This window comes from Rhodanobacter lindaniclasticus, assembly GCF_004799035.1.
Lineage (GTDB): Bacteria > Pseudomonadota > Gammaproteobacteria > Xanthomonadales > Rhodanobacteraceae > Rhodanobacter > Rhodanobacter lindaniclasticus.
This window is the reverse complement of record NZ_MWIO01000011.1, coordinates 1-19,596: the sequence shown is the minus strand read 5'-3', so window position 1 is coordinate 19,596 and position 19,596 is coordinate 1. Positions and strand designations below refer to the sequence as shown.

Genomic DNA, 19,596 nt, shown 5'->3' with positions numbered 1-19,596 from the left:
TCGATGGCCCAGGCAATCACCCTCGCCCGTCCCTACGCCCGAGCCGCGTTCGAAGTGGCGCACGCCGCCGGCACGCTGGATGCGTGGTCGCAGGCGCTGGCGTTCGCCGCCGCGGTCGCGGCCGATCCGCGCGTGGCCGGTCTCGGCAACGATCCGCGGGTGCTGCCCGCGCAGCTCGTCGCGCTGCATCTCCCGGCCGGTATCGCTGCCGAGGCGCCGTTCGGCAAGTTCCTCGCCGAAATGGCCGAGCAGCGACGGCTGGCGTTGCTGCCGGAGGTGGCCGAGTTGTACGAGACGTTCAAGCGCGAGTCCGAGTCGCAGCTGCTGGTCAAGGTGACCAGCGCGATGGCGCTGGACACGACGCAGACCGAGCAGCTCAAGGCCTCGCTGAAGCGCCGCTTCAAGCGCGAGATCGAACTGGACACCCAGGTCGATGCCTCGCTGCTGGCCGGTGCGGTGATCGACACCGGCAGCGAAGTGATCGACGGTTCCGCGCGCGGACGGCTGGCCAAGCTGGCCGGCGCGCTGAGTAATTAGTTTCACGCGAAATCCATTTCGCGGAGAGCAAACCCCGGCATCCATGCCGGACTCTCGAAGAAAGCATCGCGTTTACAAAATTTCAGGATAAGAACCCATGTCCAGCAGCACACTGAATCCGTCCGAGATCAGCGAACTGATCAAGAGCCGCATCGAGCAGTTCAAGCTCGGCGCCGAGGCACGCAACGAGGGCACGATCATCAGCGTGTCCGACGGCATCGTGCGCATCCACGGCCTGGCCGATGCGATGCAAGGCGAAATGATCGAGCTGCCGGGCAATGCGTTTGCGCTGGCGCTGAACCTGGAGCGCGACTCCGTCGGCACGGTGGTGCTGGGCGAGTACCAGCACCTGCGCGAGGGCGACACTGCCAAGACCACCGGCCGCATCCTCGAAGTGCCGATCGGCCCGGAACTGCTCGGCCGCGTGGTCGATGCGCTGGGCAATCCGATCGACGGCAAGGGTCCGCTGAACGCCAAGCTCACCGCGCCGGTCGAGAAGGTCGCGCCGGGCGTGATCTGGCGCAAGTCGGTCGACCAGCCGCTGCAGACCGGCTACAAGTCGGTCGACGCGATGATCCCGGTCGGTCGCGGTCAGCGCGAGCTGATCATCGGTGATCGCCAGACCGGCAAGACCGCGCTGGCGATCGACGCGATCATCGCCCAGCGCGATTCGGGCATCAAATGCATCTACGTGGCCATCGGCCAGAAGCGTTCGTCGATCGCCAACGTGGTGCGCAAGCTGGAAGAGAACGGCGCGCTGGCGAACACCATCGTGGTGGTCGCCTCGGCCTCCGAGTCGGCCGCGCTGCAGTACGTGGCTCCCTACTCCGGCTGCGCGATGGGCGAGTACTTCCGTGACCGCGGCCAGGACGCGCTGATCGTCTACGACGACCTCTCCAAGCAGGCCGTGGCCTATCGCCAGATCTCCCTGCTGCTGAAGCGCCCGCCGGGCCGCGAGGCGTATCCGGGCGACGTGTTCTATCTCCACTCGCGTTTGCTCGAGCGCGCCTCGCGCGTGTCCGAGGCCTACGTCGAGAAGTTCACCAACGGCGAAGTGAAGGGCAAGACCGGCTCGCTGACCGCGCTGCCGATCATCGAGACCCAGGGCGGCGACGTCTCCGCGTTCGTGCCGACCAACGTGATCTCGATCACCGACGGCCAGATCTTCCTGGAAACCGACCTGTTCAACGCCGGCATCCGCCCGGCCGTGAACGCCGGCATCTCGGTGTCGCGCGTGGGTGGTTCGGCGCAGACCAAGATCGTCAAGAAGCTCTCCGGCGGCGTCAAGCTGGCGCTGGCGCAGTTCCGCGAACTGGCCGCGTTCGCGCAGTTCGCCTCGGACCTGGACCCGGCTACCCGCGCCCAGCTCGACCGCGGCCAGCGCGTGACCGAGCTGATGAAGCAGAAGCAGTACTCGCCGCTGTCGATCGCCGAACTGGCGCTGTCGGTCTACGCCGCCGAGAAGGGCTACCTCGACGACCTGCCGGTGAACAAGGTGCTGGCGTTCGAGAAGGGCCTGCACGCCTTCATGCATCAGACCCACGAGGAACTGATGAAGAAGATCGTCGCCACCGGTGCCTGGGACAACGACATCGAAGCCATCTTCAAGGCCTCGCTGGACGAGTACAAGAAGACCGGCAGCTGGTGAGAGAGCCGGGATTCGGGATCGAGGCCAGGGATTCGGCAGGACGCGAGTTCGCCGTTTCCATGAATTCCGGATCCGCAATCCCACGAGTGAGCACAGCGAGCGAGTAGAAGATGGCAAGCGGACGCGAAATCAAAACCAAGATCAAGAGCACGCAGAACATGCGCAAAGTGACGCGCGCGCTCGAGATGGTCTCGGCGGCCAAGATCCGCCGTGCGCAGGACCTGATGCGCGCCTCGCGGCCGTATGCGCGGCTGATGCGCAAGGTGATCGCGCACGTGGCGCAGGCCAGCACGGATTTCAGCCATCCGTTCCTGGTCGAGCGCGACAACGTGGCGCGGGTCGGCTACATCGTGGTGTCGACCGATCGCGGCCTGTGCGGCGGCCTCAACTCCAACCTGTTCCGCCGCCTGCTGCCGGCGATCGCCGAGTGGCAGAAGCAGGGCGTGCAGGTGGACGTGGTGGCGATCGGCCAGAAGGCGATCTCGTTCTTCCGCCGGATCAAGGGCGTCAACCTGGTGGGCACGGTCAGCCACCTGGGCGAGAAGCCGCGACTGGAGCAGCTGGTCGGCGTGATCAAGGTGATGATGGACGCCTACACGGCCAACACCCTGGATCGCGTGTTTCTCGCCTACAGCGACTTCGTCAACACCATGACGCAGAAGCCGACCATCGACGCGCTGTTGCCGCTGCCGCTGGTGGCGGCCGAGATGGAAGCGCACGAGGAAGCGGGTGAATCGGCCTATGCGGGCGTGAAGCTGGAAGCCGGGCACGACTGGGACTACCTCTACGAGCCCGACGCACAGACCGTGCTGGAACACGTGTTGGCCCGCTACATCGAGTCGGTGGTGTACCAGGCCACGCTGGAGAATCTGGCCAGCGAGCACGCCGCCCGCATGGTCGCGATGAAGGCCGCGTCGGACAACGCGAACAAGGTGATCGACACGCTGACGCTGACCTACAACAAGGCGCGCCAGGCGGCGATCACGCAGGAAATCTCGGAAATCGTCGGCGGCGCCGCGGCTGTATGAGTGCAGGCACCCATGCCTGCAAGAGCAAGTCAAGAAGCGGCCATCCCTGGCCGCACCGTTGAAACGAAAGCGATCATCCGTGATCGCAGGGCAAGATCAAATAGTGGCCATCCATGGCCGCACTCCTAGTAAGAGCGACGTTTCATTGGCGCTTTGTAGAAAACAGAACCTTAGAAAGATTCATCCGGAGCTATCAGCATGAGCCAGGGCAAAGTTGTTCAGATCATCGGCGCGGTCGTCGACGTGGAGTTTGCGCGTGACCAGGTGCCGCAGGTGTACGACGCACTCAAGATCGACGGCACCGACATCACGCTGGAAGTGCAGCAGCAACTCGGCGACGGCATCGTGCGCGCGATCGCGCTCGGCTCCACCGAGGGCCTGAAGCGCGGCCTGATGGCGCGCAACACCGGCGAAGGCATCAAGGTGCCGGTCGGCAAGGAAACCCTGGGCCGCATCATGGACGTGCTCGGCAATCCGATCGACGAGGTCGGTCCGATCGAGGCCAAGGATCACTGGGTGATCCACCGCGAGGCGCCCAGCTACGACGAGCAGGCCGCGTCCAATGACCTGCTGGAAACCGGCATCAAGGTGATCGACCTGGTCTGCCCGTTCGCCAAGGGCGGCAAGGTCGGCCTGTTCGGCGGCGCCGGCGTGGGCAAGACGGTGAACATGCTGGAGCTGATCAACAACATCGCCACCCAGCACGCCGGCCTGTCGGTGTTCGCCGGCGTCGGCGAGCGCACCCGCGAAGGCAACGACTTCTACCACGAGATGCAGGAAGCGGGCGTCGTGAAAATCGACAACCTGCCCGAGTCGAAAGTGGCGATGGTCTACGGCCAGATGAACGAGCCGCCGGGCAACCGCCTGCGCGTGGCGCTGACCGGCCTGACCATGGCCGAGTACTTCCGCGACGAGAAGGACGAGAGCGGCAAGGGCAAGGACGTGCTGTTCTTCGTCGACAACATCTATCGCTACACGCTGGCCGGTACCGAGGTGTCCGCGCTGCTCGGCCGCATGCCGTCGGCGGTGGGCTACCAGCCCACGCTGGCCGAGGAAATGGGCGTGCTGCAGGAGCGCATCACCTCGACCAAGACCGGCTCGATCACCTCGATCCAGGCCGTCTACGTGCCCGCCGACGACCTGACCGACCCGTCGCCGGCGACCACCTTCGCGCATCTGGACTCCACCGTGACGCTGTCGCGCGACATCGCCTCGCGCGGCATCTATCCGGCGGTGGATCCGCTCGATTCGACCAGCCGCCAGCTGGACCCGAACGTGGTCGGCGCCGAGCACTACGACGTGGCCCGCCGCGTGCAGGGCACGCTGCAGCGCTACAAGGAGCTGAAGGACATCATTGCGATCCTGGGCATGGACGAGTTGTCCGAAGAGGACAAGCAGGCCGTGTACCGCGCGCGCAAGTGCGAGCGTTTCTTCTCGCAGCCGTTCCACGTGGCCGAAGTGTTCACCGGCGCGCCGGGCAAGTACGTGTCGCTGGCCGAAACCATCCGCGGCTTCAAGATGATCGTCGACGGCGACGTGGATCACCTGCCCGAGCAGGCGTTCTACATGGTCGGCGGCATCGACGAGGCGATCAAGAAGGGCGAGGAGATGGGGGCGAAGAAGGCGGCGTAAACCACCGTTTTCCGGGAACCGGGATCCGGGTTTGCGAATGCCGCGAACCGGGCCCCCGCTGAATCCCGACCCTGTCCCGAATTCCTTCGAGCGTAGCGAGAAAAGACATGACAACCATCCGAGTCGACATCGTCAGTGCCGAAGCCGAGATCTTTTCCGGCGAGGCGACCATGGTCGTGGCGACCGGTGACCAGGGCGAGCTGGGCATCACGCCGCGCCACGCGCCGCTGATCACCCGGCTCAAGCCCGGCCATGTCGACGTGCTGCTGGAAGGCGGCGAGCGCCAGCAGTTCTACGTGTCCGGCGGCATCCTCGAAGTGCAGCCGCAGGTGGTCACCGTGCTGGCCGATACTGCCGCGCGGGCAACCGACCTGGATGAGGCCTCGGCGCAGCAGGCGATGAAGGAAGCGCGCGACGCGCTGGCCAACCGCACCGACGCGATCGAGCTCGCCGAGGCGCAGACCCGGCTCACCCAGGCGATGGCCCAGTTGCAGGCGCTGGAGCGGCTGCGCAAGAACCTCAAGCACTGAGGTCCGGGCGCCGGCTACCCTAGAGGTTTTCCGGGCCGCGACGCAGCCAGCTGTCGATCAGCGCCTTGTCGTAGCGCAGGGGATCGGTGTCGGTGGGACGCATCATGCCGCTCTGCAGGTATCCCAGATTGCGCAGCTTGCGCGAGCCCTCCCGCAACACTTCACCGTTGCTGCCGATCAGCTTGAAGCTGAGGTCCATGCGCGGCGGGTAGATGTCCTTCATGAAGCGCACGTGCATCAGCTGCGCACCATGCCAGGGCTCGTAGCCACCGGCCAGCTTGATGTCGGTGATGCTGACCTCCAGCCGGTCACCGGCCGGCAGCATCTTCGTGGCGCGTTCGATCAGGTAGGCCTTCAGCGGCTTCAGGTAGTCTGTCCGGTTGAAGCGGTCCTGCTGGCCGAATTCCTTGACCTCGCTGAACTCCTCCGGATTGACGTAATTCACCGTGACCCGTGCGGCGGAATGGGGTTCGCCCACCGCGACCGCCGGTGGTGGCGCGGCGACGGCTGTCGCCGGCGCCAAGCCTCCGGCCATGGCGATGGCGAGCAAGGCCGCCAAACTGGATGAATGGATGCCGGTCATGCGCTTCATGATGCACCTCTTCTGGTTGCTGCCGACTTGGTCAGTCTGGCACGGTCATCGTTGCGCTTTCGTATGCACCCTCGCAAGCCTTGCCGAAGGTGCGGCTGACGCCGAGCCGGCGCCGCCGGCTGCTATGCTTTTGGTTCGGTCGGAACAGGGTCGACATCCATGGGTACAACTCCGCTGCACGTGATCATCCTGGCGGCCGGTGCCGGCACGCGGATGAAATCGAACCGCGCCAAGGTACTGATGCCGCTGGCCGGCAAGCCGCTGCTGGCGCACGTCATCGCCACCGCGCGAAGTCTGCAGCCGGCGGCCATCCACATCGTCTACGGCCATTGCGGCGAGCAGGTGCAAGCCGCGTTCGCCGGGCAGGGCGATCTGCGCTGGGTGCTGCAGGCCGAGCGGCTCGGCACCGGCCACGCCGTGGAGCAGGCGATCGCCGGCGTGCCGCGCGCGGCCCGCGTGCTGGTGCTGTACGGGGACGTGCCGCTGACTCGCGCCGAAACGCTGCAACAGCTGCTGGACGCCGAAGCCGGCTTCAGCCTGCTCACCACGCGGCTGGCCGATCCGACCGGCTACGGACGCGTGCTGTGCGACGGCAACGGCCATGTGCGCGAGGTGGTCGAGGAGAAAGACGCCGACGCCGGCCAGCGCGCCGTCAACCTGGTCAACACCGGCATCCTGCTGGCCGACGCGCTGGCCCTGCGCGGCTGGCTCAAGCAACTCGATCGCGACAACGCGCAGGGCGAGTACTACCTCACCGACATCTTCGCCATGGCCGCCGCGGAAGGTCGCGGTGCGCTCAGCGTCGAATGCGCCGACCCGATGGAAGCCGCCGGCGCCAACGATCCCGTGCAACTGGCCGAGCTGGAAGCGGCATGGCGTCGCCGCACCACGCATGCGTTGCTGCGCGAGGGTGTGCGCATGGCCGATCCACTGCGCGTGGACGTGCGCGGCACGGTCGAGGCCGGCCGCGACGTCGAGTTCGACATCGACGTGATCCTGGAGGGCCGCGTGGTGCTCGGCGACGACGTGCGCATCGGTCCCTTCACGCGCCTGAAGGACGTGCAGCTGGCCGCCGGCACGGTGCTGCACCCGCATTGCGACCTCGACGGCGTGGTCACCCACGGCCCGTGCACGATCGGCCCGTTCGCGCGGCTGCGCCCCGGCACCGAGCTGGACGCCGGCGTGCACGTCGGCAACTTCGTCGAGACCAAGAAGACCCGCATCGGCGAAGGCAGCAAGGCCAACCACCTCACCTACCTCGGTGACACCGTGGTCGGCCGCGGCGTCAACATCGGCGCGGGCACCATCACCTGCAATTACGACGGGGTGAACAAGTTCGCCACCCGCATCGGCGACGGCGCCTTCATCGGCTCCAACAGCGCCCTGGTCGCCCCGGTGAGCATCGGCGCGCAAGCCACCATCGGCGCTGGTTCGGTGATCACCAAGGACGCGCCGGACGGTGAGCTCACCGTGGCACGCGGCCGCCAAACCACATTGGCCGGCTGGCGGAGGCCGGTGAAGCAGGAGTGAGTGGAGAGGAGTGGGGAATGAGAGAAAAACTGCAGCACGCTCTGCTGCTGCCTTCTCTCACTCCACTCCTCGCCCAGGCACTAGGCATAGCGCCAGCCATCGATCTCGACCAGCAGTTCGCGGCGGCAGATGTCGCCGTGCAGCAGCAGCAGGGGTACGCCCGGCAGGCGCTGTTGCAGCGCGTCGCGCACGCGCGGCGCGTCGCTGCCGTGGCGCAGGTAGACCTTGAGCGGTGAGTGCGCGTCGAAGCCGGCGCGCATGTCGGCGCTGGCCAGCAGCGCGTCCAGGTTGGTCAGGGTTTCCTCGAGCTGCGCGTCGAGGTCGTCGTGGTGGGCCGAAGCGTGGCCCACGACCGCGGCGGTGCCGGAAATGGCCAGCGTGTCGCGGGCCGGCAGGATCATCGCGCGCGCAAAGCTGGGCGGGGTGGGCCCATATTGCCGCGGGTAGCGCCATGCGCTCACCTGGCGCGGGTTCTCGACCCGGTGGCCGCCCTGCTCGCCGGCCAGCAGGTAGACCTGCAGGCGGTGTTCTGCCGCGAGGTGGCCGATCGCGGTGGCGGCGGGGAAACCCTCGGCGAAGAAATCGCCCATGCCGGCGGCGCGGCCTTCGCAGAAGCGCTTGTAGCGTTCCGCATCGCCTTCGCCGTCGTTGATCGCGCCGATGTAGTTCCACACCCGCAGCACGTGCCGCGCGTCGTGGCCGGCGACGAACCGGTGCAGCATGTCGTAGGCCTGTCGGGCGGTGGCGAGGGTGCCGCCGTGTTCGCGTTCGTCCAGCTCGATCGCGGCGAACAGCCAGCCGCCGCCGGTCGACCACCGCAACGCGCCTTCCATGCCGCAGCGCACCGGCCCGTCCACTTGCCACAGTTCCAGCGGGGCGGGAGCATCGGTGCTGGCCAGCGCCACCTGCAGGTGGCGCGGATCGTCACCGGAGGGGACGGACGGATCGAAACCGAACACCGCCAGGGTGCCCGCCGCTTCCAGCAGGGTGGCGACCTGCGCCATGCGATAGGACACCTGCGGCGCCCGCCGCGCCCGAACTTCCACCTGCGGGTTTTCACATCCCTGGGTCATGCTGGCCAACCGGAACGACAAGGCCGCTATGTTACACTCTGCGCCCACTGCCACCGGGGGGAGGCAATGTATCTGGCGTACGGAATCGAGCATGGCGGAACAGACAGAGGCGCAGCACGAGTTGGCCACCCTGGTGGTGGAATGCCTCAACCTCGAGGACGTCAGCGCCGAGCAGATCGACCCCGATGCGCCGCTGTTCGGTGGCGAGCTGGGGCTCGACTCCATCGACGCACTGGAGATCGCCCTGGCCGTTTCCAAGCGCTACGGCTTCCAGCTGCGCTCGGACAATCCGGAAAACCGGCAGATCTTCGCCAGCTTGCGCAATCTGTCCAGCCACGTCGAACAGCACCGCGCCTGAACGGTCGTGCGCTGGATGGCACGATTACGCGCGCCGCTGCCGCGCGCAGCGAGGTGGTCGTGGACACCTTGACGTCGCATGGCATCGCGCTTCCCGCTCTCGTCACGCCACGGTGCGCCACGCGTGGCAAGCTGCCGCTGTCGACCGAGTCGTCGCGGAATCGCCCATGAAATCCGCCGCATCCATCCATGCCCCGGCCTCGCGGCGCCACGCCTTGTGGTTGCTGCTCGTCTATCCGGTGTTCGCCATCGCCGGGGTGGTCACCCATCGTCCGATCTTCGCGCTGCTGGCGTTGGCGGTGCTGGCCAGCGTGCTGATGCTGCCGCGGCTGCAGTCGCGCCGGCCGCTGCCGTGGTTGCTGTGGCTGCTGATGCTGGCTGGCGTGTGGATGGCGTCGCGGCTCGAGCTGGCCGACCTGCTGCTGGAGGCGGTGCCGATCCTGATCAACGTGGCGCTGGCATGCTGGTTCGGCCGCAGTCTGATCGGCGGCGAGCCGCTGGTGGCGCGCTTCGTGGTGGCGATCGAAGGCGCCGAGCGGCTGCGCGAGCCCGGCGTGGCGGGTTATGCGCGGCAGATCACCTGGTTCTGGACCGTGCTGCTGGCGGCACAGGCGCTGCTGTTGAGCGGCCTGCTGCTGTTCGCCGCCCATGACGGGTTGCTGTTGCGCCTCGGGGTGACGTCGCCGTGGCTGGTGCCCGAGCGCTGGGCCTCGGCATGGCTGCACGTGGGCTGCTACCTGCTGCTGGGCGCGGCGTTCCTGCTGGAGTACGCCTGGCGGCGCTGGCGCCTGCGCCATCTCAGCCATCCGGGTCTGCACGACATGCTGTTGAAACTGGCTCTGCGCTGGCCGCAGCTGCTGCACGGCAACGGCAGCGTGTCGCCATGAACGGGTACGCACAGGCGTTGCAGTTCGCGGCCGACCACCCGGCCTTGCCCGGTCACTTTCCGGGGCAGCCGCTGGTGCCCGGCGTGTTGCTGCTGGAACAGCTGGCGCTGGCCCTGCGCGCGTGGCGTGGCCAGCGACTGGTGCACGTGCCGGAGGCGAAATTCGTGGCGCCGTTGCGGCCCGGCGAACCGGCCAGGCTGGAACTGATGCCCGTCGCCGCATCGGCCTCGCGGGTCCGTTTCCGCATCGAGCGCGACGGCATGCTGCTGGCGCGCGGCGTCATCGAGGGCGAGGCATGAGCGGCGGCGAACACTGGCAGAGCCGGCCCGAGGGCGGCGGCCGCTTCGCGCTGTGGCTGATCCGCACGATCGCCCTGCACGGCGGGCGTCGGCTGGGGCGCTGCTGCCTGTATCCGATCACGCTGTATTTCTACTGCCGCCGCGGGCCGGAGCGACGGGCTTCGGCGCGCTACCTGGAGCGCGTGTTCGGTCGCCCGGCCACGCCCTGGCAGGTGCTCAAGCACATCCATTGCTTCGCCGCCACGATCATGGACCGGGTCTTCCTGCTCGCCCACGGCGAGCAGCCGTTCCAGTTCGAGACGCAGGGCCTGGACCTGCTGGAACAGCGCGCGGCGCTGGGTCGTGGCGTGCTGCTGCTGGGTTCGCACCAGGGCAGCTTCGAGGCGCTGCGCGCGATCGGCGCGCGCCGGCCCGAGCTGCCGCTGCGGGTCGTGCTGGACAAGCAGAAGACCCCGGCGATGACCGAGCTGCTGGAAGCGCTGGCGCCGGAGGTGGGTGCCTGCGTGATCGACGCCGCGCAGGACGGCACCTCGATCGCGCTGGCCATGGCCGAAGCCTGTCAGCACGGCGCGCTGGTGGCGATGCTGGCCGACCGCGGCCGCGGCCACGAGGTGTTGCGCCGCGCCGACCTGCTGGGCTCGCCGGCGCCGTTTCCGGTCAGCCCGTGGCTGCTGGCGCATACGCTCAAGGTGCCGGTGGTACTGTGCTTCGGGCTTTACCTCGGCGGCAACCGCTACCGGCTGGTGTTCGAGCCGTTCAGCGAGCGGGTGGAGATCCCCCGGCATGATCGGGGGCCGGCGCTGGACGCCCTGCTCGAGCGCTACGCGCAACGGCTGGAGCACTACATCCGCGTCGCTCCCTACAACTGGTTCAACTTCTATGATTTCTGGCAAGACCCGCCTGCTGCTGAGCCTGCTGCTGCCGTGCTGGGCGGCCACCGCGTGGGCGTCTGAACCGGCGGTCGCGGCCACCTCGACGCAGGCCGTGATCGCCGCCTTGCGCCAGCCGGCACCGGCGCACACCGCGTTCGCCGAGGCGCGTTTCCTCAAGATGCTGGATCGTCCGCTGGTAGTCTCCGGGCAACTGTCCTGGCTGGGCGACGACCGCCTGCAGCGGCGCGTCGAGCAGCCGCGTGCGGAGACCGCAACGATCGCCGACGGCGAGGTGACCCAGCAGCGCGACGGCAAACCGGCGCGGCACTTCTCGCTCAAGCGTGCGCCGCAGCTGCAGGTGCTGCTGGACAGCTTCGTCGCCTTGCTCAGCGGTGACGCTGCCCGATTGCAGCAGGCGTTCGAGATCCAGCGCGAAGGCGATGCCGCCGGCGCGTGGACGCTGACCCTGGTGCCGCGCGACGCGCGCGTGGCGAAGACGGTCGCGCGCATCCGCATCGACGGCTTGGGCGACCAGTCGCGCTGCATGCACATGCAGGAGGCCGACGGCGATCTGGCGGTCGACCTGCTCGGCCCGCTCGCCGAGAAAATGCCGGCCGAACCGACCCGCGCAGAGCTGCAGGCCCTGTGCGCAGACTCGCCCTGAACATGCACCGCGGCGCCCGCGCCACGCTGCTGGTGGTCTGGCTGCTGGTGCTGGCCGGGCTCGGCTGGATGGTGAGCCAGCGCCTGCACGTCAGCAGCGACCTGCGCAGTTTCATGCCCGCACCGACCACGCCGGACCAACGCCTGCTGATGGAACAGGTGGGTGAGGGGCCGGGTTCGCGTCTGCTGCTGCTGTCGATCTCCGGTGCTTCCGACGGACAACTGGCCAGCTTGAGCCAGGGCCTCGCCGCCGCGCTGAAGAAGGACGCGCGCTACAGCCAGGTGCTCAACGGCAGCTTCGACCTGTCCTCGCTCGATCCGCAGTTGCTGCCGTACCGCTACCTGCTCTCGCCCACGCTGGACACGCAGCCACTGGGCGAGGCCTATCTCGCCGACCAGTTGCAGCAGCGGCTGGACGACCTGTCCTCGCCGGCCGCCAGCCTGCTGAAAGACCTGCTGCCGCGCGACCCCACGCTGGAGACGCTGAAGCTGGCCGAACGCTGGGCGCCGGCGAAATCGCCGGAGCTGCGCGATGGCGTGTGGTTCACCCCGCAGCACGAAGCGCTGCTGCTGGTGCAGACCGTCGCCGCCGGCTTCGACCCCGGCGCGCAGGAGCAGGCGATCGACGGCATCCGCCAGGCGTTCCACGCGTTGCCCGGCAGCGCCGACGCGCAGCTGGAACTGAGCGGTCCCGGCTATTTCAGCGTGGTGATCGGCGCGCAGACGCGGCATCAGGCGGACTGGATCGGGCGCATCTCCACGATCGGCTTCATCGCCCTGCTGCTGCTGGCCTATCGCAGCGTGAGTTCGCTGCTGCTGTCCGCACTGCCGATCGCCAGCGCCGCACTGGCCGGCATCGCCGCGCTCACCCTCGTCTTCAGCGAAGTGCACGGCATCACCCTGGCGTTCGGCTTCACCCTGCTCGGCGTGGCGCAGGAATACCCGATCCGCGTGCTCAGCCACCGCCGCGCCGGCGAGGACGCGCTGCAAAGCGTGCGCGACCTGTGGCCGCTGCTGCTTACCGCGATCGCCTCGGCCTGCATCGCCTACCTGGCGTTCTACGCCTCCGGCGTCGCCGGCCTGCAGCAGCTGGCAGTGTTCACCATCGTCGGCCTGCTGGTGGCGGGCCTGAGCACGCGCTACCTGCTGCCGCACCTGTTGCCGCGGCGCGTGCGCGACGTGGCCGCGATGGGCTGGTTGATCCGCGCTCGCGGCTGGCTCGACCGGTTGCCGCGCCCGCGCTGGATTCCGCTGCTGGTGGCGCTGGCGATCGCGGCGATGCTGGCGCTGGCGCCGGGCCCGTTCTGGCAGAACAACCTGGCCGCGCTGACGCCGGTGCCGACCGCGCTGCTGCAGCACGATGCGCGCCTGCGCGAAGCGCTGGGTGCGCCGGACGTGCGTTACCTGCTGTTGCTGCAGGCACCCACCGAACAGGGCGTGCTGGCGCTGTCGCAAGCGTTGCAGCCGCAGGCCGACGCACTGGTGGCGCGACATGCGGTCGACGCGATCGAATTGCCTTCGCGCTATCTGCCCACCGTGGCACAGCAACGCGCGCGACAGCAGCAGCTGCCCGATCGCGCCACGCTCGAACATGCACTGGCCGGGGCGCTGCAGGGCATGCCGTTCCGCGCCGACCTGTTCCAGCCGTTCGTCGACGACGTGGAAACCGCACGCGCGCTGCCGCCGCTGACGCCCGAGCGCTACGCGCAGACGCCGCTGGGCCAGCGCCTGGCCGCCATGCTGGTGCAGCGCGATGGCCACTGGCTGGGCCTGGCCACGGTCAGCGGCGTGCATGACGTGGCGGCGCTGCAGACGCTGGGCGCGGATCGCGCCGGCGCGGTACATCTGCTCGATCTCAAGGCCGCCTCCGAATCGCTGGTGGCCGCCTACCGCACGCGCATCCTGCAGGCGCTGCTGGCGGCCGGCCTGCTGCTGGTGGTGACGATTTCGGTCGCCCTGCGCAGCGCGCGCCGTGCCTGGCACGTGCTGGCGCCGATGACCCTGGCCACCTTCCTGGTGCTGGCGGTCGAGCGCGTGGCCGGCATCGAGATCTCGCTGTTCCACCTGGTCGCGCTGATCCTGGCCGGCGGGCTCGGGCTGCACTACGCACTGTTCTTCGAGCGCGACACCGGCGACCCGGCCGAGCAGCGGCGTACCCTGCATGCCACCCTGGTCTGCGTGCTGTCTGCGCTGCTGGTGTTCGGCATGCTGGCGTGGGCGACGATTCCGGTGCTGCGTGCGATCGGGCTCACGGTGAGCCTGGGCGTGGCCTTCCATTTCTGCCTGTCGATCCTGATGGCGCCGCATGCCAGGAGCCTGTCGGGCCTTGGCGGTCGAGGCGAGAAGGCGGCTGTGGGAGGACAGATTGCTGCCGCTTTGCCGATCCATGGTAGTTCCATGGATCAAGAAGCGGCAGGAATATGGACCCCACAGACGGATTCGCAGCCCGGCCGGCCAAGGCCTGACAGGCTCCTCAAGACTGACTGGGCCCATCTCATCCCGCACGCCGGCAGCATGTGCCTGCTCGATGCGGTACTGGCGTGGGACGAGCGCAGCATCCACGCGACCAGCGCGGGCCATGCACGCGCGGACAACCCGCTGCGCGGCGAACACGGCCTGCACGCGGTGCACCTGGCCGAGTACGGTGCGCAGGCGATGGCGGTGCACGGCGGCTTGCTCGCGCGCGCCCGCGGCAGCGAGGTGGCACGGCCCGGTCGACTGGTCAGCTTGCGCGAGGTGGCGTTGTTCGAGGAATACGTCGATCATCTGGATGGCCATCTGGACGTCCATGCCGAATGTCTGTACGCCGACGACGGCGGCGCCCAGTATGCGTTCCGCGTCGAGCATCGCGGCCGGCTGCTGTGCAGCGGCCGCGCCGCGGTGATCCACCCCCAACCCTGATTCGAGGTCGCCCATGCCAGCCCCATCCTCCCTGCGACGCGCCCTGGTCACCGGCGGCAGCGGCGAGCTCGGCGGCGCGATCGCCCATGCACTCGCCCTCGGCGGCTACCACGTCATCGTGCACGCGAACCACAGCCTGCATCGTGCCGAGGCGGTGGTCGGCGAAATCGTCGCCGGCGGCGGCAGCGCGCAGGCCACCGCCTTCGACGTGAGCGACGCCGAGGTCAGCCGCGCGGCACTGGACGTGCTGCTGGGCGAAGGCAGCATCCACGCGGTGATCAACAACGCCGGCATTCACGATGACGCGCCGATGGCCGGGATGAGCGCCGAGCAATGGCATCGGGTGATCGACGTGAGTCTGCATGGTTTCTTCAACGTCACCCAGCCGCTGCTGCTGCCGATGGCGCGTGCGCGCTTCGGCCGCATCGTGTCGATCGGCTCGGTCGCGGCGCGGCTGGGCAATCGCGGCCAGACCAACTACGCCGCCGCCAAGGCCGCGCTGCACGGCGCCAGCAAGTCGCTGGCACGCGAGATGGCCTCGCGCGGGATCACCGTCAACGTGGTCGCGCCGGGGGTGATCGAGGGGCGCATGGCGGAGGCGGCGTTCCCGCCCGAACGCATCCGCGAACTGGTACCGGCCCAGCGCGCAGGCACGCCGCAGGAGGTGGCGGCACTGGTCGCGTTCCTGTGCTCCGACGCGGCCGGCTATATCAACGGCCAGGTGATCGGGGTGAACGGCGGCATGGCCTGAGAGGTCGTGACTCGATCTCTCACTTTTGGCCGGACATGAAGCCGTCACCCGAGTGACTGCTTCACGCGAGCGAGCCCGTGCGTGTACCGGGCCCGCGCCAGGGGAGAACCACGGGAAGTGGCTTTTTCGCCGGTTCCGACCCCGCGCTAAAGACCGTCACCGCGCGGCCGATACCGACAATGGAGGGCCCAGCCGGATCCCCGCCAACCGAATCCGGGCGCGCGGCGCCGGGAGTGTCCGTGATCGAACACGAATTCATCGAGGAAGACAGCCTGGAGCTGGCCGACCCGTGCGGCGAGGTGCTGATGGCACCGCCGGCGGCCGTCGAGGTGCCCGACGAATGGCGCGTGCTCGATTCGCTGGCGGCGCTCACCCACCATCGCGACCTCGACGCGCTCGACCACAGCCTGGTGCTGACCCTGGCCGAGCTGACCGGCGCGCGCCGCGTGACCCTGGCCAAGTGCTTCCCCGAGGACAGCGTGCTGGAAAGCGTGGTGTGCTGCTCACCCGACAGCCGCGGCGCATACCATGTGCATCCGCTGGAACCGGAACGCCTGGGCGCGGCGCTGGGCCCGGTCCATCGCTGCCTGCAGGACATGCAGGCGCAGACCGAGACCCGCAACGGCCTGCATCGCCAGCTGGTGCCGATCGTGCGCGAAGGGCGCGCGATCGGTGCGCTGCAACTGGACAGCGCGCTGGCACCGCTGCGCAGCCGGTCGCTGATCGACGGCTTCGCACGCATCTACGCCAACTACACCGCGCTGCTGCACGAGAGCGAGCACGACAAGCTGACCGGCCTGTACAACCGGCGCAGTCTCGAGCGCCAGCTGCAGCGCATGCTGCAACTGCGCGATAGGCCGCTGCGGCCGTATCCGCTTGCCGTTCCGCCCGCGCAGGAGCAGCGCGCGGCGCCGGCCGGCGAGGCGGCGCAGGTGTGGCTGGCGATCGTGGACATCGACCACTTCAAGCACATCAACGACAACTTCGGCCATGTCTATGGCGACGAGGTGATCCTGCTGCTCGCGCAGCAGATGCGCGCCTGTTTCCGCCGCGGCGACGTGCTGTTCCGTTTCGGCGGCGAGGAGTTCGTGGCCCTGTTCAGCGCCACCGACGAGGTCACCGTGCACGGCGTGCTGGAACGCTTCCGCGCGCACGTCGCCCGCTTCGCCTTTCCGCTGGTCGGCCACGTCACCGTCAGCATCGGCTACTCGCGCATCGGCGTGCACGACTATCCCGCCGTGGCGCTCGACCGCGCCGACCAGGCGCTGTACTTCGTCAAGCAGCACGGCCGCGACGGCGTGCGCGGCTACGAGGAACTCGGCGCCTGCGGCGAACTCGGCCGCGGCCTCGCTGCCGGCAGCATCGACCTGTTCTGACCCGCTCAGAACCCGTACGAGAGGAATCCACCATCCACCGCCAGCACCTGGCCGGTGACGTAGCCGGCGGCCGGCAGACACAGGAAGGCGATCGCGGCGGCGACCTCCTCGGGCTCGCCGATCCGCCGCAGCGGGGTGCGGTCGAGCACCTCGTCCAGGTAATCCGGGTCGGCCAGCGCGGGCTCCGAGCGCTGGGTGCGGATGTACCACGGTGCGACCGCGTTGACGCGGATGCCGTCGACTGCCCACTCCGCCGCGAGGTTGCGGGTGAGCTGGTGCAGGGCCGCCTTGCTCATGCCGTAGGGCGAGCCGGTGCGCACGTGGGTGACCGCCGAAACCGAACCGACGTTGACGATCGCCGCATTGGCATGCTGGACCAGATGCGGATGGGCCAGCCGGCACATCGCGAAGGCGGAGAACAGGTTCTGCTCGAAGATGGCCTGGCAGGCTTCGTCGGTGTAATCCAGCGTGGCGGCGGGCTGGTTGCCGCCGGCGTTGTTGACCAGCAGTGACAGCGGCGCGCCCAGGTCGGCGATCCAGTCGAACACCGCCAGGCGCTCCTCTGCCTCCGCCAGGTCGGCGCCGCAGGCCAGCACCTGGACCGCGGGAAAGTCCTCGGCCAGCTCGACGCGCACCTGCTCCAGGTAGTCCTCGTCGCGCGCCACCAGCAGCAGGTCGGCGCCGAGACCGGCCAGTTCGCGCGCCGTGGCCAGGCCGATGCCCTTGCTCGCGCCGGTCACCAGGGCGGTATGCCCGCGCAGTTGCCACGCGTCCGCGCGGTTGTACGGGAGGCTGTTCATGGCGCCAGCTTAGCAACGTGTCCGCAACCGCGCTCGGCCCGGCAGCTTGCCTGTGGCGTCACGCGGCGGGACACTCGCCGGGTCGTCTCGCCGGGAACTCCCTCATGAAGCCGTTGCCTCTCCTGTTTTGCGTGCTGGCCCTGGCCGCCTGTTCGAGCAAGCCGCCCGAACCCCAGGCCAAACCGGCTGCCGCCGCCAGCACGCCCTTCGATGCCCTCAAGGCGGACGAGCAGCGGGCGAAGGACGTGCAGAAGCTGGTCGACAAGCACGCCGAGGAGCAGCGCAAGCAGATCGAGGCGCAACAACAGTAACGCTGCGCCTCAGCGCGGACTGCACAGGCAGTCGGCGTAGATGTTCGGCGTACCGGCCCTGGCGTGACGCAGCAGCTCCAGCTCCGGCGCCAGCTCGGGCAATTGCGCAAACCAGCGCGGCAGACGCACGCCCCATGACTGCAGCACGTGCGTGCTGGCGTCGCGATTGAGATTGACCAGGAAGCGCTCGAAGCTGCCCAGCGGGGCCTCCTCGTAGCGCACCGGGTAGTCCTTGCCCAGCTTGGCCAGTGTCGCGGCCTCGGCCACGGCGTCGTCGAGACCGCCGAGCCGGTCGACCAGCCCGCGCTCGAGGGCCTGGCGGCCGGTCCACACGCGACCCTGGGCGATCGCGTCGATGTCCGGGTACGACTTGCCGCGGGCCTCGGCGACCTTGCTGACGAAGTCGCGGTAGCCCTTGTCGATGACTGCCTGGATCACCGTGCCGACCTTCGGGTCGAGCGGACGGGTGATGTCGAAGGCGCCGGCCATCGGACCGGTGGCGACGCCGTCGCTGCGGATGCCGAGCTTGGCCAGCGTGCCGGGCACCGTGTAGTACATGCCGAAGATGCCGATCGAGCCGGTGATGGTGTTCGGCTCGGCCAGGATGCGATTGGCGTTCATCGAGATCCAGTAGCCGCCGCTGGCCGCCACGTTGCCCATCGACACCACCACCGGGATGCCGGCCGCGCGGGTCTGCGCCACCTCGCGGCGGATTTCCTCGGCAGCGTAGACCTCGCCACCGGGGGAATTCACGCGCAGTACCAGCGCCTTGGTGCGGCGGTCCTCGCGTGCGGTGCGGATCAATGCGGCGGTGGACTCGCCGCCGACCGCACCCGGCGCGCGCTTGCCGCCGACGATCTCGCCCTCGGCCACCACGACCGTCACGCCGGGGGCCAGCAGCTTGCCCTCGCGCGGCAGGTGGTCGACATAGCGTGCCAGATCGACCTGGCGGAAGCCCTGCTGCTTCTCCCCGGCCGGCACGCCCTGCCCGCGCAACATCGCGATCAGCTCGGCGCGGGTGGCGGTGCCGTCGATCAAGTGCTGGTCCAGCGCCAGCTTGGCCAGATCACCCTGGGTGCTGGCGATGTGTTGCGGCAGGTTGTCGACATCGTCGCGCAACGTGGCCGGGTCGATCTTGCGCAAGCCGGCCACTTCGTCGAGGTAGCCGTCCCACAACCCGCCCATCCAGTAGCTGTCGGCCTGCTTCGCCTCGGCGGAGGCGTGGTCGAGGATGTACGGTTCGGCCGCGCTCTTGAACTCGCCCACGCGGAACAGGTGCACGTCGACGCCGAGCTTGTCGAGCATGTCCTTGTAGAACAGGCGGTAGTTGGCCAGGCCGGTGAGCATCACGCCGCCTTGCGGGTCGAGCAGCACCCGGTCGGCATGGGCGGCCAGGTAGTACTGCCCCTGGTCCAGGTTGACGCCCCAGGCGATCACCGGCTTGCCGGCGGCGCGGAAGCGGTCCAGCGCCGCGCCCACCTCGCGCAGGGCCGCGAAGCCGCCGCTGTCGAGCTCGCCCGGCAGCAGCAGGATGCGACTGATCCGCGCATCCTTCGCCGCCGCGTCGATCGCGCCGACCAGATCGCGCAGCTGCACCTGGTTGACGTCCTCGCCGGAGAGCCGCGACATCGCCCGCTGCAGCGGCGCGGCACTGTACTGCTCGACCAGCTGCCCCTGCGGCTTGAGCACCAGCACGCTGTCTGGCTGTACACCATGCTCGTCGGCGGCGGTGGCGGCCACGACCAGGATCAGCACGATCGCCAGGAACGCGAAGAACACCAGGTTGATGATGGTCAGCCGGACCATGTT

The 19,596-nt window shown here is 68.7% G+C and carries 19 protein-coding genes and 1 pseudogene; 16 read left to right on the top strand and 4 right to left on the bottom strand.

Annotated features, from left to right (window positions below; all coding sequences use genetic code 11):
- Nucleotides 1-3: 3 nt before the first annotated feature.
- The 5 genes from B1991_RS03080 (at nucleotide 4) to B1991_RS03060 (ending at nucleotide 5,375) form a co-directional block, all read left to right on the top strand.
- Complete coding sequence (locus tag B1991_RS03080) at nucleotides 4-537, top strand: F0F1 ATP synthase subunit delta (RefSeq protein ID WP_136257243.1); 534 nt, start codon at nucleotides 4-6, stop codon at nucleotides 535-537.
- A gap of 97 nt (nucleotides 538-634) precedes the next feature.
- Entirely contained in the window at nucleotides 635-2,185 is a 1,551-nt protein-coding gene (gene atpA, locus B1991_RS03075; RefSeq protein ID WP_136257242.1) for a F0F1 ATP synthase subunit alpha, read from the top strand.
- A gap of 110 nt (nucleotides 2,186-2,295) precedes the next feature.
- Nucleotides 2,296-3,213 carry a F0F1 ATP synthase subunit gamma gene (gene atpG / locus B1991_RS03070; protein WP_136257241.1) on the top strand — a complete coding sequence of 306 codons (918 nt, stop codon included), beginning with the start codon at nucleotides 2,296-2,298 and terminating at the stop codon, nucleotides 3,211-3,213.
- A 198-nt stretch (nucleotides 3,214-3,411) separates the two neighbouring features.
- Nucleotides 3,412-4,845 carry a F0F1 ATP synthase subunit beta gene (atpD, locus tag B1991_RS03065; protein WP_136257240.1) on the top strand — a complete coding sequence of 478 codons (1,434 nt, stop codon included), beginning with the start codon at nucleotides 3,412-3,414 and terminating at the stop codon, nucleotides 4,843-4,845.
- 107 nt (nucleotides 4,846-4,952) lie between these two features.
- Complete coding sequence (locus tag B1991_RS03060; RefSeq protein WP_136257239.1) at nucleotides 4,953-5,375, top strand: F0F1 ATP synthase subunit epsilon; 423 nt, start codon at nucleotides 4,953-4,955, stop codon at nucleotides 5,373-5,375.
- A 19-nt stretch (nucleotides 5,376-5,394) separates the two neighbouring features.
- Here the strand turns inward: B1991_RS03060 and B1991_RS03055 are convergent, their stop codons facing one another.
- Nucleotides 5,395-5,967, bottom strand: coding sequence for a DUF3016 domain-containing protein (locus B1991_RS03055; protein WP_136257238.1), 573 nt, complete (start codon nucleotides 5,965-5,967; stop codon nucleotides 5,395-5,397).
- 159 nt (nucleotides 5,968-6,126) lie between these two features.
- Here B1991_RS03055 and glmU point away from each other — a divergent pair, with 159 nt between their 5' ends.
- Nucleotides 6,127-7,497 carry a bifunctional UDP-N-acetylglucosamine diphosphorylase/glucosamine-1-phosphate N-acetyltransferase GlmU gene (gene glmU / locus B1991_RS03050; RefSeq protein ID WP_136257237.1) on the top strand — a complete coding sequence of 457 codons (1,371 nt, stop codon included), beginning with the start codon at nucleotides 6,127-6,129 and terminating at the stop codon, nucleotides 7,495-7,497.
- Nucleotides 7,498-7,577: 80 nt separating this feature from the next.
- Here the strand turns inward: glmU and B1991_RS03045 are convergent, their stop codons facing one another.
- Entirely contained in the window at nucleotides 7,578-8,570 is a 993-nt protein-coding gene (locus B1991_RS03045) for a chorismate transformation FkbO/Hyg5 family protein (protein WP_136257236.1), read from the bottom strand.
- Nucleotides 8,571-8,661: 91 nt separating this feature from the next.
- Here B1991_RS03045 and B1991_RS03040 point away from each other — a divergent pair, with 91 nt between their 5' ends.
- The 9 genes and pseudogenes from B1991_RS03040 (at nucleotide 8,662) to B1991_RS03005 (ending at nucleotide 16,676) form a co-directional block, all read left to right on the top strand.
- Nucleotides 8,662-8,928: a phosphopantetheine-binding protein gene (locus tag B1991_RS03040; protein ID WP_136257235.1), complete on the top strand. Its 267-nt coding sequence runs from the start codon at nucleotides 8,662-8,664 to the stop codon at nucleotides 8,926-8,928.
- Between the two features lie 166 nt (nucleotides 8,929-9,094).
- Nucleotides 9,095-9,814: a COG4648 family protein gene (locus tag B1991_RS03035; RefSeq protein ID WP_136257234.1), complete on the top strand. Its 720-nt coding sequence runs from the start codon at nucleotides 9,095-9,097 to the stop codon at nucleotides 9,812-9,814.
- Nucleotides 9,811-10,113 carry an ApeI family dehydratase gene (locus B1991_RS03030; protein WP_136257233.1) on the top strand — a complete coding sequence of 101 codons (303 nt, stop codon included), beginning with the start codon at nucleotides 9,811-9,813 and terminating at the stop codon, nucleotides 10,111-10,113. Before B1991_RS03035 ends, B1991_RS03030 begins: the two co-directional genes overlap by 4 nt.
- Nucleotides 10,110-11,066, top strand: coding sequence for a lysophospholipid acyltransferase family protein (locus tag B1991_RS03025; protein WP_136257232.1), 957 nt, complete (start codon nucleotides 10,110-10,112; stop codon nucleotides 11,064-11,066). Before B1991_RS03030 ends, B1991_RS03025 begins: the two co-directional genes overlap by 4 nt.
- Nucleotides 10,993-11,649, top strand: coding sequence for a LolA-related protein (locus B1991_RS03020; RefSeq protein WP_136257231.1), 657 nt, complete (start codon nucleotides 10,993-10,995; stop codon nucleotides 11,647-11,649). The genes B1991_RS03025 and B1991_RS03020 overlap by 74 nt, the downstream gene beginning before the upstream one ends.
- Nucleotides 11,650-11,651: 2 nt before the next feature.
- Nucleotides 11,652-13,958, top strand: a pseudogene (locus B1991_RS03015) (MMPL family transporter); the annotation flags it as partial.
- Between the two features lie 108 nt (nucleotides 13,959-14,066).
- Nucleotides 14,067-14,549 (top strand): hotdog family protein, encoded by a 483-nt coding sequence (locus B1991_RS18595; protein ID WP_484335227.1) that lies wholly within the window; start codon nucleotides 14,067-14,069, stop codon nucleotides 14,547-14,549.
- Between the two features lie 13 nt (nucleotides 14,550-14,562).
- Complete coding sequence (gene fabG / locus B1991_RS03010; RefSeq protein ID WP_136257230.1) at nucleotides 14,563-15,300, top strand: 3-oxoacyl-ACP reductase FabG; 738 nt, start codon at nucleotides 14,563-14,565, stop codon at nucleotides 15,298-15,300.
- Between the two features lie 239 nt (nucleotides 15,301-15,539).
- Nucleotides 15,540-16,676, top strand: a complete 1,137-nt coding sequence (locus B1991_RS03005; RefSeq protein WP_246031038.1) for a GGDEF domain-containing protein — start codon at nucleotides 15,540-15,542, stop codon at nucleotides 16,674-16,676.
- A 5-nt stretch (nucleotides 16,677-16,681) separates the two neighbouring features.
- Here the strand turns inward: B1991_RS03005 and B1991_RS03000 are convergent, their stop codons facing one another.
- Nucleotides 16,682-17,476 (bottom strand): SDR family oxidoreductase, encoded by a 795-nt coding sequence (locus tag B1991_RS03000; RefSeq protein ID WP_136257229.1) that lies wholly within the window; start codon nucleotides 17,474-17,476, stop codon nucleotides 16,682-16,684.
- Between the two features lie 104 nt (nucleotides 17,477-17,580).
- Between B1991_RS03000 and B1991_RS02995 the strand changes: the two genes are divergently transcribed.
- Nucleotides 17,581-17,787 carry a hypothetical protein gene (locus tag B1991_RS02995; protein WP_136257228.1) on the top strand — a complete coding sequence of 69 codons (207 nt, stop codon included), beginning with the start codon at nucleotides 17,581-17,583 and terminating at the stop codon, nucleotides 17,785-17,787.
- A 9-nt stretch (nucleotides 17,788-17,796) separates the two neighbouring features.
- On the opposite strand, the gene sppA is transcribed toward B1991_RS02995, so the two are convergent.
- Nucleotides 17,797-19,596 (bottom strand): signal peptide peptidase SppA (sppA, locus tag B1991_RS02990; protein ID WP_136257227.1); only part of this gene is annotated, 1,800 nt, incomplete at its 5' end.

What these genes read in the sequence shown, in the direction of transcription:
- glmU (WP_136257237.1), top strand. Translation starts at nt 6,127, where the DNA reads ATGGGTACAACTCCGCTGCACGTGATCATCCTGGCGGCCGGTGCCGGC.
- B1991_RS03045 (WP_136257236.1), bottom strand. Translation starts at nt 8,570, where the DNA reads ATGACCCAGGGATGTGAAAACCCGCAGGTGGAAGTTCGGGCGCGGCGG.
- atpA (WP_136257242.1), top strand. Translation starts at nt 635, where the DNA reads ATGTCCAGCAGCACACTGAATCCGTCCGAGATCAGCGAACTGATCAAG.
- fabG (WP_136257230.1), top strand. Translation starts at nt 14,563, where the DNA reads ATGCCAGCCCCATCCTCCCTGCGACGCGCCCTGGTCACCGGCGGCAGC.
- atpG (WP_136257241.1), top strand. Translation starts at nt 2,296, where the DNA reads ATGGCAAGCGGACGCGAAATCAAAACCAAGATCAAGAGCACGCAGAAC.
- B1991_RS03055 (WP_136257238.1), bottom strand. Translation starts at nt 5,967, where the DNA reads ATGAAGCGCATGACCGGCATCCATTCATCCAGTTTGGCGGCCTTGCTC.
- B1991_RS03000 (WP_136257229.1), bottom strand. Translation starts at nt 17,476, where the DNA reads ATGAACAGCCTCCCGTACAACCGCGCGGACGCGTGGCAACTGCGCGGG.
- B1991_RS03035 (WP_136257234.1), top strand. Translation starts at nt 9,095, where the DNA reads ATGAAATCCGCCGCATCCATCCATGCCCCGGCCTCGCGGCGCCACGCC.
- B1991_RS03030 (WP_136257233.1), top strand. Translation starts at nt 9,811, where the DNA reads ATGAACGGGTACGCACAGGCGTTGCAGTTCGCGGCCGACCACCCGGCC.
- B1991_RS03025 (WP_136257232.1), top strand. Translation starts at nt 10,110, where the DNA reads ATGAGCGGCGGCGAACACTGGCAGAGCCGGCCCGAGGGCGGCGGCCGC.
- B1991_RS03040 (WP_136257235.1), top strand. Translation starts at nt 8,662, where the DNA reads ATGGCGGAACAGACAGAGGCGCAGCACGAGTTGGCCACCCTGGTGGTG.
- B1991_RS02995 (WP_136257228.1), top strand. Translation starts at nt 17,581, where the DNA reads ATGAAGCCGTTGCCTCTCCTGTTTTGCGTGCTGGCCCTGGCCGCCTGT.
- B1991_RS03060 (WP_136257239.1), top strand. Translation starts at nt 4,953, where the DNA reads ATGACAACCATCCGAGTCGACATCGTCAGTGCCGAAGCCGAGATCTTT.
- B1991_RS03020 (WP_136257231.1), top strand. Translation starts at nt 10,993, where the DNA reads ATGATTTCTGGCAAGACCCGCCTGCTGCTGAGCCTGCTGCTGCCGTGC.
- atpD (WP_136257240.1), top strand. Translation starts at nt 3,412, where the DNA reads ATGAGCCAGGGCAAAGTTGTTCAGATCATCGGCGCGGTCGTCGACGTG.
- B1991_RS03080 (WP_136257243.1), top strand. Translation starts at nt 4, where the DNA reads ATGGCCCAGGCAATCACCCTCGCCCGTCCCTACGCCCGAGCCGCGTTC.